The sequence below is a fragment of the Burkholderia sp. AU33803 genome (assembly GCF_002223095.1).
Taxonomy (GTDB): domain Bacteria; phylum Pseudomonadota; class Gammaproteobacteria; order Burkholderiales; family Burkholderiaceae; genus Burkholderia.
The window spans coordinates 1,199,509-1,212,364 of the sequence record NZ_NKFJ01000004.1 but is presented as its reverse complement, the minus strand read 5'-3'; the positions used below and the strand labels follow the sequence as shown (position 1 = coordinate 1,212,364).

15 protein-coding genes and 1 tRNA gene are annotated in these 12,856 nt (G+C 66.8%); 8 read left to right on the top strand and 8 right to left on the bottom strand.

From position 1 onward, the window contains the following. Positions 1 to 96: 96 nt before the first annotated feature. The gene (locus CFB41_RS08110) at positions 97 to 525 is read left to right on the top strand and encodes a hypothetical protein (RefSeq protein WP_006484223.1); all 429 of its coding nucleotides are present in this window, start codon (positions 97 to 99) and stop codon (positions 523 to 525) included. A gap of 118 nt (positions 526 to 643) precedes the next feature. On the opposite strand, the gene CFB41_RS08105 is transcribed toward CFB41_RS08110, so the two are convergent. Genes CFB41_RS08105 through CFB41_RS08095 form a run of 3 tightly spaced genes read right to left on the bottom strand, consistent with a single transcriptional unit; the run spans position 644 to position 2,669 of the window. After that, positions 644 to 1,798, bottom strand: a complete 1,155-nt coding sequence (locus CFB41_RS08105) for an enoyl-CoA hydratase/isomerase family protein (RefSeq protein ID WP_089456135.1) — start codon at positions 1,796 to 1,798, stop codon at positions 644 to 646. 31 nt (positions 1,799 to 1,829) lie between these two features. Further along, the gene (locus CFB41_RS08100) at positions 1,830 to 2,168 is read right to left on the bottom strand and encodes a multidrug efflux SMR transporter (protein WP_039358831.1); all 339 of its coding nucleotides are present in this window, start codon (positions 2,166 to 2,168) and stop codon (positions 1,830 to 1,832) included. Positions 2,169 to 2,171: 3 nt separating this feature from the next. Further along, positions 2,172 to 2,669, bottom strand: coding sequence for a heme-degrading domain-containing protein (locus CFB41_RS08095; RefSeq protein ID WP_089456134.1), 498 nt, complete (start codon positions 2,667 to 2,669; stop codon positions 2,172 to 2,174). A gap of 197 nt (positions 2,670 to 2,866) precedes the next feature. Here CFB41_RS08095 and CFB41_RS08090 point away from each other — a divergent pair. The 7 genes from CFB41_RS08090 to CFB41_RS08060 all read left to right on the top strand — a co-directional run bounded on the left by CFB41_RS08090 (position 2,867) and on the right by CFB41_RS08060 (position 8,161). Continuing rightward, a tRNA-Met gene (locus CFB41_RS08090) sits at positions 2,867 to 2,943 on the top strand. A gap of 186 nt (positions 2,944 to 3,129) precedes the next feature. Then, complete coding sequence (locus tag CFB41_RS08085; protein WP_089425269.1) at positions 3,130 to 3,675, top strand: NUDIX hydrolase; 546 nt, start codon at positions 3,130 to 3,132, stop codon at positions 3,673 to 3,675. 11 nt (positions 3,676 to 3,686) lie between these two features. Continuing rightward, on the top strand, positions 3,687 to 4,451 hold the full coding sequence (gene aat, locus CFB41_RS08080; RefSeq protein WP_089456133.1) for a leucyl/phenylalanyl-tRNA--protein transferase: 765 nt from the start codon (positions 3,687 to 3,689) through the stop codon (positions 4,449 to 4,451). A gap of 33 nt (positions 4,452 to 4,484) precedes the next feature. Then, positions 4,485 to 5,315 (top strand): arginyltransferase, encoded by an 831-nt coding sequence (locus CFB41_RS08075; protein ID WP_089425267.1) that lies wholly within the window; start codon positions 4,485 to 4,487, stop codon positions 5,313 to 5,315. A 98-nt stretch (positions 5,316 to 5,413) separates the two neighbouring features. Continuing rightward, positions 5,414 to 6,451, top strand: coding sequence for a quinone-dependent dihydroorotate dehydrogenase (locus CFB41_RS08070; protein ID WP_021161559.1), 1,038 nt, complete (start codon positions 5,414 to 5,416; stop codon positions 6,449 to 6,451). A 100-nt stretch (positions 6,452 to 6,551) separates the two neighbouring features. Next, positions 6,552 to 7,346 (top strand): cystine ABC transporter substrate-binding protein, encoded by a 795-nt coding sequence (locus CFB41_RS08065; RefSeq protein WP_039358847.1) that lies wholly within the window; start codon positions 6,552 to 6,554, stop codon positions 7,344 to 7,346. A gap of 122 nt (positions 7,347 to 7,468) precedes the next feature. Further along, positions 7,469 to 8,161, top strand: a complete 693-nt coding sequence (locus CFB41_RS08060; protein WP_006484207.1) for an amino acid ABC transporter permease — start codon at positions 7,469 to 7,471, stop codon at positions 8,159 to 8,161. A 59-nt stretch (positions 8,162 to 8,220) separates the two neighbouring features. Here CFB41_RS08060 and CFB41_RS08055 read toward each other — a convergent pair whose 3' ends face one another. From CFB41_RS08055 to rlmB, 5 genes are all read right to left on the bottom strand, one after another. Further along, positions 8,221 to 9,207 (bottom strand): Gfo/Idh/MocA family protein, encoded by a 987-nt coding sequence (locus tag CFB41_RS08055; RefSeq protein ID WP_089439992.1) that lies wholly within the window; start codon positions 9,205 to 9,207, stop codon positions 8,221 to 8,223. Between the two features lie 100 nt (positions 9,208 to 9,307). Further along, positions 9,308 to 10,024 carry a FadR/GntR family transcriptional regulator gene (locus CFB41_RS08050; RefSeq protein ID WP_089456132.1) on the bottom strand — a complete coding sequence of 239 codons (717 nt, stop codon included), beginning with the start codon at positions 10,022 to 10,024 and terminating at the stop codon, positions 9,308 to 9,310. A 279-nt stretch (positions 10,025 to 10,303) separates the two neighbouring features. Beyond that, on the bottom strand, positions 10,304 to 10,999 hold the full coding sequence (gene rpiA, locus CFB41_RS08045; RefSeq protein WP_011351848.1) for a ribose-5-phosphate isomerase RpiA: 696 nt from the start codon (positions 10,997 to 10,999) through the stop codon (positions 10,304 to 10,306). 91 nt (positions 11,000 to 11,090) lie between these two features. Next, on the bottom strand, positions 11,091 to 11,963 hold the full coding sequence (locus tag CFB41_RS08040) for an N-acetylmuramoyl-L-alanine amidase (protein WP_089456131.1): 873 nt from the start codon (positions 11,961 to 11,963) through the stop codon (positions 11,091 to 11,093). Positions 11,964 to 12,060: 97 nt separating this feature from the next. Then, positions 12,061 to 12,804: a 23S rRNA (guanosine(2251)-2'-O)-methyltransferase RlmB gene (gene rlmB / locus CFB41_RS08035; protein ID WP_059234599.1), complete on the bottom strand. Its 744-nt coding sequence runs from the start codon at positions 12,802 to 12,804 to the stop codon at positions 12,061 to 12,063. Positions 12,805 to 12,856: the final 52 nt, after the last annotated feature.

Sequence of the window (12,856 nt, the reverse complement as noted above, 5' to 3'; positions counted from 1 at the left end):
GCGAATATCGCGGCGGGCGGGCCCTATAATGGCGCACCTATCCGAATAACTCCGCGCGGACGGCCCCGGCCGTGCGCGCCTGCGGTGCACTCATCGATGCAGAAAGTCATCCTGCCATTCCTGTCCGGCTTCCTGGCCGCCCTGTTCTTCCGCGAAGCGACGCTCGCCCTCCTTCATACGGCCGACCTGATCGCCGCAACCGGCTTCTCCACGCAGCCGTTCGCGCCGCTCGGCATTCCTGAATTTGTCGCGAATGCGTTGATCAGCGCGTGCTGCGCGATCCCGATGGCGTGGCTGCTGCGCGTCTCGCCGGAGCGCGAGGCCTCGTGGATCGGCGCGCTGGTGTTCGGCGGCATCGTGCTGACGGCCGCCCGCGTGTTCGCGATCGATCCGCTGCGCGGCATCTGGCCGTCGGGCAACATGATGCCCGTGCTCGCGGCCGGCTTCGCGGCGAACGCGGTATGGGGCTTCGGCGCACTCGTGTTCATGCGCGCGTTCATGTCGGACGACGCAGGCGACGAATAACGCGGCGGCAAGCGCTGCGCCCTTCGCCATCCACCGGTCGGCACCCATGAAAAAGGCCGCCTGCTCGTGCAGGCGGCCTTGTCGTTTCCAGCGCGCGCTTCGGTCAGTCCGACCGATGTCAGTCCTGCAGCTTCCGCAGCGGATGCGTGTCCGGCATCCACGGGCTGTCGAACATCGCGAGCACGTCCGCGCGATCGATATCGGCGGACGACTTGAAACGCCAGGCCGGCTGGTGGTCCTTGTCGACGATCAGCGCGCGCACGCCTTCGATCACGTCGCCGCGCGCGAACGTCGAGCGCGTGAGATCGAGATCGCGCCGCAGGCAATCGGCCATCGTTGCCCCGCGTGCACGTTCGACGACTTCCAGCGAGACGGCCATCGACAGCGGCGACAACTGTTCGCGCATCGCGTGGGTCGCCTTCTCGACCCATCCGTCGACAGCGGCGCAGTCCTGCTCGGCGTCGAGCGACGCGAGGATCGCACCGATGTCCGGCTGCGCGAAATGCCGGTCGATTCCGGCACGCGCGTCGGCCAGCGCCGACGTGTCGGGCGTCGGCACGACCCTGTGCGCGGCCGCCGCGTCGGCCACGCACGCGACCGCCTGCTCGCCGCTGGCGATGCGCGCGCTGCGCAGCGTGTCGAGCAGCGCCGGCACTGCGGCATCGGGCAGATAGACGTCGGCGAGCTGCGCGTACAGCGCGCCGGCCGCGTCGAGCATCGCGCCGGTCACGGCGAGATAGCGGCCGAGCGCGCCAGGCGTGCGCGCGAGGAACCAGCTCATCCCGACGTCCGGGAACAGGCCGATACGCGTTTCCGGCATCGCCATCTTCGTCGAGTCGGTCACGACCCGCAGGCCGCCCGTATGCCGCGCCGCCTGCGAAATCCCCATGCCACCGCCCATCACGACACCGTGCATCAGCGCGATATAAGGCTTCGGGTAAGCGAAGATCGTGTGGTTGAGCGTGTATTCCTCGATGAAGAACGTGTCGACCGCATCGCGGTCGCCTCGCTGCCACGCATCGTGGAAGAAGCGCACGTCGCCGCCCGCGCAGAACGCGCGCGGATGCGGGCTGTGCACGACGACCGCGACGACCTCCGGATCGTCGCGCCACGCGTCGAGCGCCTGCTGCATCAGCCGGATCATGCCGACCGACAGCGCGTTCAGCGCCTTCGGCCGGTTCAGTTCGAGAAAGCCGATACGGTTCGCGACAGTCGCGCGCACGTCGGGCTGAGCGGATTCGGCGGAAACGGCAGCGGAAGTGGAATCGGTCATGAGGGTCATCCGGCAAATGGCAGTCGCACGCTCAGTGCGCCTGCATCTTCGAGAACAGGTTCAGCACCACGACGCCGGCGATGATCAGGCCGAGGCCGATCACGGCCGGCAAGTCCGGCACCTGGCGATAGAGCAGCATCGCAACGAGCGTGATCAGCACGATGCCCGCGCCCGACCAGACGGCATAGATGATGCCGACGGGCATCGTGCGCAACGTGATCGACAGGCAGTAGAACGCGATGCCATAACCGGCCACGACCAGCAACGACGGCCAGAGGCGCGTGAAGCCGTCCGCCGCGCGCAACGCCGACGTGCCGATCACTTCCGCGACGATCGCGATCGCGAGCCATGCGTAACCGGGAAGCTGCATCGCTCAGCTCCTCGCGAGGGCCAGCACGGCGTAGTCGTGGCCGAGCTCGGCACAGAGCGCCTCGACGACGAATTCGTGGTCCGCGCGCTGCGGCAGCCCCGACGCGGTGATCGAGCCGATCACGCCGGCACCGGCGACGGTCAGCGGGAACGAGCCGCCGTGCGGCGAATATTCGGCGATCGGCAGCCCGTGCTTGTCGGCGAGCGTCGCGCCGGCCTGCTGCATGCGCAGGCCGATCGCGTACGAGCTGCGGCGGAAATGGGCGACGACGTTGCGCTTGCGGCGTACCCAGTCGGCATTGTCGGGCGTGGCGCCAGCGAGCGCCGCGTAAAACAGCGGCTGGCCGAACGTGACGATGTCGATCGCGACCGCATGGCTGCGCGACGTCGCGAGCGCGTGCATCCGGTTGCCGAGCGCCCACGCGCGCGCCGGGTCGAAATGGGGAAATACGAGCGCCTGTTCCTGCGCGCCGATCGATTGCAGATCGTGAGCGATGTCCATGAATCCGTCGATACAGTAATGAGAGTCGCAACAGCGCCGAAACGATCGCGCATGGCCCCGCTGCCGAAGAAACGAAACAAACCGCTCGATTCTAGCGCACGCACCCGCCGTACCGGCCCCACAAGCAGCGACAAGAAATTGTCAGAAAACGCTTGCACGCATTCGGGTTACTCCTTATAATTCATTTTTTCGACGGACGCGGGGTGGAGCAGTCTGGCAGCTCGTCGGGCTCATAACCCGAAGGTCGTAGGTTCAAATCCTACCCCCGCAACCAATCGTCCAGAATTACGCAAAAAGCCCGGCTCCGCGCCGGGCTTTTTGTTTTTCCGCGCCCGGGCGCCGCGCCCTCTTCGCGTACACGTACCCTCCGCTTCGCACCCCATGCCGTGCGCACGCGCAGGCGTTCAAGAATGCCGCGCCCCGGTGATACACTCGCATCACCTCGTCCCTTCCACTCGACATGAAATTCTGCTCCGTCTGCGGTCACGAAGTCATCGCGCGCATTCCTCCGGGCGACAACCGCGAGCGCTTCATCTGCGATCACTGCGGCACGATCCACTACCAGAATCCGCGCAACGTCGTCGGCACGGTCCCGGTCTGGGGCGACCAGATCCTGCTGTGCCGCCGCGCGATCGAACCGCGCTACGGATTCTGGACGCTGCCCGCGGGCTTCATGGAAATGGGCGAGACGACGGCCGAAGCCGCCGCACGCGAAACGCTCGAGGAAGCCGGCGCGCGCGTCGAGGTGCAGAACCTGTTCACGCTGCTCAATGTGCCGCACGTGCACCAGGTCCACCTGTTCTACCTCGCGCGGCTCACCGATCCGGCGTTCGAGGCCGGCGAGGAAAGCCTCGAAGTGAAGCTGTTCGACGAAGCCGACATCCCGTGGGACGAAATCGCGTTCCCGACCGTCAGCCAGACCCTGCGGTTCTTCTTCGCCGATCGCGCCGCGGGCGACTACGGCGTGCACACCGGCGATATCTTCCGCTCGCTGCGCAACGGCTGAGCCCCCGCCCCATGGTCCCCTGGCTCGGCCCGGACGATCCGTTTCCGCCCATCGAACGCGCGCTCGGTCCCGCGACGGGCGCGCCCGGGCTGCTCGCCGCGAGCGCCGACCTGCTGCCCTCGCGCCTCATCGACGCGTACCTGCGCGGCATCTTCCCGTGGTACTCGGACGGCCAGCCCGTGCTGTGGTGGAGCCCCGATCCGCGCATGATCCTCGTGCCGGCCGAATTCAAGGTGTCGCCCTCGCTGCGCAAGACGCTGAAGCGCGTGCTGCGCGAGCCCGAATGGGAAGTGCGCGTCGACCACGACTTTCCGGGCGTGATGCGCGCGTGCGCGCAGGCGCCGCGCCGTGGGCAGCGCGGCACGTGGATCACGGCCGAAATCATCGACGCGTACACGTCGCTCTACCGCTCCGGCAACGCACACAGCATCGAGACGTGGCACGACGGGCGGCGCGTCGGGGGCCTGTACGGCGTATCGTTCGGGCGGATGTTTTTCGGCGAGTCGATGTACGCGGACGCGACCGATGCGTCGAAAATCGCGCTGGCCACGCTCGTCGCGCACCTTCGCGAGCAGGGGCTGGAAATGATAGACTGCCAGCAGAATACGTCGCATCTAGCGTCGCTCGGCGGCCGCGAGATCGCACGCAAGGCCTTTGTCGCTCACGTGCGCAGCGCGGTAGCCGAACCGCCGATTCCGTGGCAGTTCGACAAGCGCGTGCTCGCCGCGCTGACGGGCCGCACCGAAACGGCGGCCCCCTCCGGAATCGAGCGCTAGCGCGGCACTCCCTCCCTGCAACGAGAGCTGCCCATGACTCACCCGACTGAGCTGCCGCTTTCACCGCTTTCGGCGCTGCAATTCTATGCAACGGCGCCCTATCCGTGCAGCTATCTGGACGGCCGCGTCGCGCGCTCGCAAGTCGCGACGCCGAGCCACCTGATCAACTCCGACATCTACACCGAGCTCGTGAAGGCCGGCTTCCGGCGCTCGGGCGTCTTCACGTATCGTCCGTACTGCGACGGCTGCCGTGCCTGCGTGCCGGTGCGCGTCCCCGTCGCCGCGTTCGCGCCGTCGCGTACGCAGCGCCGGATGTGGAAGCGCCATCGCACGCTCGTCGCGACGGTTTCGCCGCTGCACTACGACGAAGAACACTACGCGCTCTACATGCGCTACCAGTCCGCGCGCCACGCGGGCGGCGGCATGGATCGCGACAGCCGCGACCAGTACGAGCAATTCCTGCTGCAGAGCCGGATCAACTCGCGCCTCGTCGAATTCCGCGACCTCGACGCCCCGGGCGGCGAGCCCGGGAAGCTGCGCATGGTCAGCATGATCGACATCCTCGGCGACGGGCTGTCGTCCGTCTACACGTTCTTCGAGCCCGACGACCGGCACACGAGCTACGGCACCTACAACATCCTGTGGCAGATCGAGCAGGCGAAGAGCCTCGGCCTGCCCTACGTGTACCTCGGCTACTGGATCCGCGAGAGCCCGAAGATGGCCTACAAGGCGAACTTCCATCCGCTCGAAGGGCTGATCGACGGCCGCTGGAAGATACTCGATCCGGAACGGATCGACCTGCCGCCCGTCGATGCTGCACTGGCCCGTGCGCCGTTGCCGGGCGGGCATTCCGGCTCGGGCTGACGCGCGCCGCGGGGGTGACGAAGCGAAGCGCGCCCCTGCCGCCCAACTCCCGGTAAAATAGCGGGTTGTCATTCATTCCGGCTGTCCGCCCTATTCCCGTGTTCAGTTCCCTCTATCCGCTGGCCCGCGCATCCCTGTTCAAGATGGATGCGGAAGACGCTCACCACCTCACGCTGCGCGCGCTCGGCGCGGCCGGCCGCACGGGCCTTGCCTGCGCGCTGTCGGCCCGCGTGCCCGACGCGCCGCGCACCGTGATGGGGCTCACGTTCCGCAACCCGGTCGGTCTCGCGGCCGGCCTCGACAAGGATGGCGCGGCCATCGACGGCCTCGCGGCGCTCGGCTTCGGCTTCATCGAGGTCGGGACGGTCACGCCGCGCCCGCAGCCCGGCAACCCGCGCCCGCGGATGTTCCGCCTGCCGCAGGCCGAAGCACTGATCAACCGGATGGGCTTCAACAACCACGGGGTCGACCAGTTCGTGAAGAACGTCCAGGCGGCCCGCTATCGCGGCATCCTCGGCCTGAACATCGGCAAGAACGCCGATACGCCGATCGAGCGCGCCGCCGAGGACTACCTGTACTGTCTCGAACGCGTGTACCCGTTCGCGAGCTACGTGACGATCAACATCTCGTCGCCGAACACCAAGAACCTGCGCCAGCTGCAAGGGGCGGGCGAGCTCGACGCGCTGCTCGCGGCGCTGAAGGACAAGCAGCAGCGCCTCGCCGACCTGCACGGCAAGCTCGTGCCGCTCGCGCTGAAGATCGCGCCCGATCTCGACGACGAACAGGTCAAGGAAATCGGCGACACGCTGCTGCGCCACAAGATCGAGGCGGTCATCGCCACCAACACGACGCTGTCGCGCGCGGCCGTCCAGGGCCTGCCGCATGCGGACGAAGCCGGCGGCCTGTCGGGCCGCCCCGTGTTCGACGCGTCGAACGAAGTGATCCGCAAGCTGCACGCCGAAGTCGGCAGCGAAGTGCCGATCATCGGCGTCGGCGGTATTTTCTCGGGCGAGGATGCCCGCGCGAAGCTCGCGGCCGGCGCGGCGCTGGTGCAGCTCTATACGGGGTTCATCTACCGCGGTCCCGCGCTCGTCGCGGAATGCGTGAAGGCCGTCGCCCGCGAACGCACCGCGTAATATAGGCATAAACAAACGATATTTAAAAGTCGATTGCATTTTTGCTATGATCGACCCCGTTATCAGAATCAATGACCCGGACAGGGCAAGGAAACACACGATGAAGATTGCGCTGCTGAAGAAGCTGCTGGTTGCCGGCCTGATCGGCACGTCGTTCGCCGCTGCCACCGCGCATGCGGCCGACCTCCTCGACCAGGTGAAACAACGCGGCACGCTGCGGGTCGGCCTGGAAGGCACGTTCCCGCCGTTCAACTCGAAGAACCCGCAAGGCGAACTCGTCGGCTTCGACGTCGACATCGCGAAGGCCGTGGCCGCGAAGCTCGGCGTGAAGGCCGAATTCGTGACGACCGAATGGAGCGGCATCATCGCGGGCCTGCAGGCCGGCAAGTTCGACGTGATCGCCAACCAGGTCGGCATCACCGACAAGCGCAAGGAAACGCTCGACTTCTCGCCGGCGTACACGTATTCGTCCGCGCAGCTGATCCAGCGCAAGGACGACACGCGTGACTTCAAGTCGCTGGAAGACCTGAAGGGCAAGAAGCTCGGCGTCGCGCTCGGCACGAACTACATGGACATGGCGAAGTCGGTGCCGGGCATCGACGTGAAGACGTACCCGGGCGCGCCCGAGTACCTGCGCGATCTCGCGGCCGGCCGTCTCGACGCGGCACTCAACGACCGCCTGATGCTCGCGTACCTGACGAAGAACTCGCAACTGCCGCTGCGCCCGGGCGCGAACGTCGGTTCGGCGAACCCGTCGGGCATCCCGTTCAAGAAGGGCAACCCGAAGTTCCAGAAGGCGATCGACGACGCGATGGCGCAACTCGAGGCCGACGGCACCTTCACGAAGATCTCGGACAAGTGGTTCGGCATCGACGTGACGAAGCCGATCAAGTAAGCACGCCTGCATTTCCCGCCTGACGGCGGGCCGGAAAGGGCGGCATCCGTCACGATGCCGCCCTTTGTTTTATGCGTCCGGTTTATGATTGCGCTTTCGCGCACGCATTCGATTCGTATTCCATGTCGACAACGTCCCTGCTCGTCCAATCGCTGCCGGTGCTCGCCCAGGGCGCCGTTCTGACCGTCAAGTTCGCCGTGCTGTCGATGGTGTTCGGCCTCCTTGGCGCCGTCGTGCTCGCGATGATGGGCATCCGGCAAAGCGAAGCGCTCGACGGTTTCGAACGCATCTGGGTCAACGCGCTCGCGTGGCTGGCACGCGCGTACGTGAGCCTGATGCGCGGCACGCCGCTGCTCGTGCAGATCTTCGTCATCTATTACGGGCTGCCGAGCCTCGGGATCTCGCTCGACCCGACGCCCGCCGGCGTCATCGCGCTGTCCGCGAACGTCGCGGCCTACATGTCGGAAAGCATGCGCGGCGCGATCAACGGGATCGCGCGCGGCCAATGGCTCGCCGCGTACAGCCTCGGGTTGTCGTGGGGGCAGACGCTGCGCTACGTGATCGGCCCGCAGGCGCTGCGCATCGCGGTGCCGAGCCTGTCGAACAGCCTGATCAGCCTGATCAAGGACACGTCGCTCGTGTCCGTGATTACCGTGACCGAACTGCTGCGCAGCGCGCAGGAAGTAATCGCGGCAACCTATCAGCCGCTGCCGCTTTATCTCGCCGCCGCGGCCGTGTACTGGATCCTGTGCCAGATCCTCGAATGGGTGCAGCGCTGGTACGAAAAGCGCCTGTCGCTGCCGTCGCGGCACTGAGCGCACGCCGCGCGCCGGGCCGCTCGCGCGTGCCCGGCTCCCGCCTTCCGCTTACTCGCTTACTCGCCCGAATAACGCACGCCGAGCGCCGCGCGCGCGGCGTCGGTCATCGCGATCATCTGCCGCGAGTGGTCATGCGTCATGATCGGGCTTTCGGTCTTGCCCGCGCGCAGCAGGTCGCAGAAGTGCGCGGTCTCGTAGTTCAGGCCGCCGCCGTCGACCGGTGCGTCGAGTTCGACGGTGCGCCCGTCCGCATAACGAATCGTCGCGCGCGCGGGGTTCCACCATTTCTCGTGAATCGTCACGTGGCCGCCGGCCGCGGCGATCAGCGCGTCGCCGCGCCCCATCACGTCGAGCCCGCAAAAGAGCTGCGCGATCCCGCCGTTCGCATGCACGCTGTTCAGGCTCGCGAACAGGTCGACACCCGTTGCCCCGACGCGGCCGAGCGTCTGCACGTCGCGCGCGGCGCCGAGCCAGTCGACCGCGAGAAACGCCTCGTAGATCCCGATATCGAGCAGTGCGCCGCCCGCGCGATCGAGATGATAGACGGCATGGTCGTCCGGCACCGATGACGACGCGCACCCTGCCCGCACGAGCCGGATTTCGCCGATCGGATCGTCATGCAGATGCGCACGTAACTGACGGTACAGCGGGAAGAACGGCGGCTTCATCGCCTCCATGAAAAGCCGCCCGGCGTCGCGTGCCGCACGCAGCACGGTGTCGAGCTGCGCCGCGTTCAGCGTCGCGGGCTTTTCGCACAATACGGCCTTGCCGGCAGCCAGCGCGGCCAGCGTGTACTGCGCGTGACTGTCATGGAGCGTCGCGATGTAGACCGCGTCGATATCGCTCGCGAGAAGTGCGTCGAGGCTTGTAGCAGGCGTACCGCCGTACGCTTCGCAAAAGTCTGCCGCGGCATCGGCGCGGCGGGCCCAGGCACCGGCGAGCGTGGCGCCCGGCACGTGCGCGAGGCTTTGCGCGAAACGGCGCGCGATGCTGCCTGCGCCAACGATGCCGAAGCGCACCGTGCGTTGGTCGTTGTCGTTCATCCTGATCTTCCGTGTCGGTCGTATGACGATGGCCGGCACGCTGCCGGCCGGCCGTCATGATAAACGGCCCGCGGCACACGGATGAGCGACTCGCGCAGCGTCAGGCGCGCATGGGCACGTCGACGGAGAAATCGCGCGAGATCTCGTCGGCGCTGAAATCGATCAGCGCGAGCGAAGCGGCTTCGGCTTCGCGCGGGTCGCGCCGCTCGATCGCGTCGACCACCCGTGCATGCGCCTTCACGACGATGTCGTGCGCACCTTCCTTCTGCACGACACGCGGATTCACGAGACGCACCGCCCCGCGCACGATCGCCGCCATCTGCTGGAAGAACTGGTTGCCGCTCGCCTGCACGATGCGCGTGTGCAGCAACTCGTCCGCCGTGTCGTAGCCGGAGTCTCCCGGCTGCAACACCTTGAACGCATCGAACGCTTCGCGGATGCCCGCGATGTCGGCAGCCGTCGCACGCACCGCCGCCTGCGCGGTCGCGCGCGGTTCGATCAGCATCCGGAATTCGATGACGTCGCGCATGAACTGCGGATCGGGTTTCGCCCGGAATCGCCAGCTCACCACATCTTCGTCGATCATCCGCCAGTCGCGCATCGGCCGCACGCGCGTGCCGACTTTCGGACGCACGTCGAGCATGTCGCGCGCAAGCAACATCGATAGCGCTTCCCGCATCACGGTGCGACTCACATCGAACTCTTTCGACAGCACGTCCTGCGGCGGCAAGATGCCGCCGTACTTGTCCTCGACGATACCCGAGACAAGCCCATCCATCACTTTCGCGACCAGTGACCGGTCTTTGCCCTGCTCCATGACACCTCCCCGTGCGTCGATTTGCGAACACCTGCTCCGCAGTTCCGCCGGCCCTGGTTACGACTGTTCTTATGATCTATAAGTTGATGAGTTCGAGGATATTTCGCTATCTGGTAAACACCTGACAGGGTTATCCCTCTTTTTGACCGGGTGATTTATACGGCTAAAAATAAGGCCCGGGAAGCGCATTGCGCCTACCGGGCCCCGATTTCCACAAGATTTAAACATTCAGTCCATTACGACACGCGACACCTCATTACGGACTGCTTGTGAAATCTTTCAATTGGCCGAATAAACGATCGTTTCAACGCCGTTTTCCGTGCCGAGCAAGCACAGGTTCGCACCGCGCTCGGCGAACAGGCCGACCGTCACGACGCCCGGCCATGCGTTCACCTGGGCTTCGAAACCGCGCGGATCGGCGATCTGCAGCCCCTTCACGTCGATGATCTCGTTGCCGTTGTCGGTGATGTACGGCGCGCCGTCCTTCGTCACGCGCAGCACCGGCACGCCGCCGAGCGCGGTCACGCGCCGGCCGATCGCCGTGCGCGCCATCGGCACGACTTCGATCGGCAGCGGGAACGCGCCGAGCACCGGCACGCGCTTGCTGGCGTCCGCGATGCAGACGAACGTATCGGCCACCGATGCGACGATCTTCTCGCGCGTCAGCGCACCGCCGCCGCCCTTGATCATCGCGCCGCTCGCGTCGATCTCGTCGGCGCCGTCGACGTACACCTGCAGCGAATCGACCTCGTTCAGGTCGAACACCTTGATGCCGTGCGACTTCAGGCGTTCGGTCGTGGCGACGGAGCTCGACACGGCGCCGCGATAGCGCGCCTTGACGACGGCGAGCGCGTCGATGAAGCAGTTGGCGGTCGAGCCGGTGCCGACGCCGATCACGGCGCCTTCCGGCACGTTCTGGATCACGTAATCGGCGGCTGCCTGGCCGACGAGGCGTTTGAGTTCGTCTTGAGTCATGGAGTGGTAATGCTGCGGGATTGCGGGAAACCGCCAGTTTACCGGACTCGGATGACGGCCCGGGTTTTTCGGCGTGCCGGGCGCGACGGATTCAGGGCGCGCCCGCCGCGGGCGCATTGTCCGCCGGTTGCGTGCCGGGAAAGTACTTGTCGAGCAACGCCTGCGCGATCGCGTCGGTTTCGGCGTCCGGGTTGCCTGCATAGTCGGACGGCCTGAAATGCATCTGGAACGCGGCGAACACGCGTCGCGTGCGTGCGTCGAGCACGCCATCGGTGGCCACGTCGTAACCGTAGCGCGCGAGCTTGAGCTGCAGTTCGCGCACGTCGACCGGCGCATGCGGATCGCGACCGCCGAGCCGCGCGGCCACGGCCGCATCGTCCGGCCACGCGCCGACGCCGGCCAGGGCCAGCGCATGCCACGGAAACAACGGCCCCGGATCGATCTTGCGTTGCGGCGCGATGTCGCTGTGCCCGACCACGCGCGTCGGCGGAATCCCGTAGCGCGCGACGATGTCCTTCGACAGCCGGGTCAGCGCCGCGACCTGTTCGGGCGGATAAGGCTGCCAGGTGCGGTTTTGCGGATCGAGCGGCCCGCGGTTCACGTTCTCGATGCCGATCGACACCGCGTTCAGCTCGGTCGTGCCCTGCCACTCGCTGACGCCCGCGTGCCATGCGCGCTCCGATTCCGGAACGAGCTGGAAGACGACCGGCATCCCGCGCTCGAGGCGTGGCTGCGGCGGGATGACGTAATGCACGCTGACCGAATTGCCCGTCAGCGTGCGCAGCGATTTCGCCTCGTCGCTTTCGGTGTAATGCATCACGAGAAAGCGTATCCGCGCATCGGCGCCGCGCGCGTGCAGGCTCGTGTCGGCGTAGTAGGTACCGCGTTCGACGAGCGACGGCGACGTGCAGGCAGCCAGCAGGCACAGCACGGCGCAGGATGCGCCAGCGCGAAACAGGGTCATCGGTCGCGAGCTCCGGAGAGCCGCGTGCCGCATCGGATCGCGGCATGCGTCGTTCGGGTCATTCGAGGCCCGCGCAGGGCGCGCGGGGCGGGCTGCGTCAGCCCTTCACGCGCCGCTGGCGCACGGCTTCGTACAGGCATACGCCGCTGGCGACCGACACGTTCAGGCTTTCCACGCTGCCGGCCATCGGAATGCTCATCACCTCGTCGCAGGTGTCGCGCGTCAGCCGGCGCATGCCTTCGCCTTCCGCGCCCATCACGAGCGCGACGGGGCCGTCGAGCTTCGTTTCGTAGAGCGTCGCCGATGCCTCGTCCGACGTGCCGATGATCCACACGCCGGCCTCCTTCAGCTCGCGCAGCGCACGGGCAAGGTTCGTCACCGTGATGTACGGCACCGTATCCGCCGCACCGCTCGCCACCTTGGCCGCGGTGGCATTCAGGCCGACCGCACGGTCGCGCGGCGCGATCACCGCGTGCGCGCCGGCCGAATCGGCGACACGCAGGCACGCGCCGAGGTTGTGCGGATCGGTGACACCGTCGAGCACCAGCAGCAGCGCCGGGCCCTGGATGCCGTCGAGCAGCTCGGACAGGTTCTGCGCGAGCGGGACGTCCTCGACACGCGCGACGACACCCTGGTGACGCTCGGTATGCGCGAGGCCCCACAGGCGCGTTTCGTCGGCCGCGATCAGCCGCACGCCCGCTTCCTTCGCGGTGTGCAGGAAGTCCTGCATGCGGCGGTCGCGGCGCGTCTGGTCGTACAGCACCTCCGCAACCGTCGATGCATCGTGCCGCAAACGTGCGGTCACCGCATGAAAACCGTAAAGAACCTTCAGACGTGACATGACTGGAACAACCTTCGATCAAACGTGCGGCCGCGCGACGCGCGCAGCCGCG

What these genes read in the sequence shown, in the direction of transcription:
- CFB41_RS08055 (WP_089439992.1), bottom strand. Translation starts at nt 9,207, where the DNA reads ATGAACGACAACGACCAACGCACGGTGCGCTTCGGCATCGTTGGCGCA.
- CFB41_RS08075 (WP_089425267.1), top strand. Translation starts at nt 4,485, where the DNA reads ATGACTCACCCGACTGAGCTGCCGCTTTCACCGCTTTCGGCGCTGCAA.
- CFB41_RS08105 (WP_089456135.1), bottom strand. Translation starts at nt 1,798, where the DNA reads ATGACCGATTCCACTTCCGCTGCCGTTTCCGCCGAATCCGCTCAGCCC.
- CFB41_RS08100 (WP_039358831.1), bottom strand. Translation starts at nt 2,168, where the DNA reads ATGCAGCTTCCCGGTTACGCATGGCTCGCGATCGCGATCGTCGCGGAA.
- CFB41_RS08040 (WP_089456131.1), bottom strand. Translation starts at nt 11,963, where the DNA reads ATGACCCTGTTTCGCGCTGGCGCATCCTGCGCCGTGCTGTGCCTGCTG.
- rlmB (WP_059234599.1), bottom strand. Translation starts at nt 12,804, where the DNA reads ATGTCACGTCTGAAGGTTCTTTACGGTTTTCATGCGGTGACCGCACGT.
- CFB41_RS08085 (WP_089425269.1), top strand. Translation starts at nt 3,130, where the DNA reads ATGAAATTCTGCTCCGTCTGCGGTCACGAAGTCATCGCGCGCATTCCT.
- rpiA (WP_011351848.1), bottom strand. Translation starts at nt 10,999, where the DNA reads ATGACTCAAGACGAACTCAAACGCCTCGTCGGCCAGGCAGCCGCCGAT.
- CFB41_RS08095 (WP_089456134.1), bottom strand. Translation starts at nt 2,669, where the DNA reads ATGGACATCGCTCACGATCTGCAATCGATCGGCGCGCAGGAACAGGCG.
- CFB41_RS08060 (WP_006484207.1), top strand. Translation starts at nt 7,469, where the DNA reads ATGTCGACAACGTCCCTGCTCGTCCAATCGCTGCCGGTGCTCGCCCAG.
- CFB41_RS08110 (WP_006484223.1), top strand. Translation starts at nt 97, where the DNA reads ATGCAGAAAGTCATCCTGCCATTCCTGTCCGGCTTCCTGGCCGCCCTG.
- CFB41_RS08050 (WP_089456132.1), bottom strand. Translation starts at nt 10,024, where the DNA reads ATGGAGCAGGGCAAAGACCGGTCACTGGTCGCGAAAGTGATGGATGGG.
- CFB41_RS08065 (WP_039358847.1), top strand. Translation starts at nt 6,552, where the DNA reads ATGAAGATTGCGCTGCTGAAGAAGCTGCTGGTTGCCGGCCTGATCGGC.
- aat (WP_089456133.1), top strand. Translation starts at nt 3,687, where the DNA reads ATGGTCCCCTGGCTCGGCCCGGACGATCCGTTTCCGCCCATCGAACGC.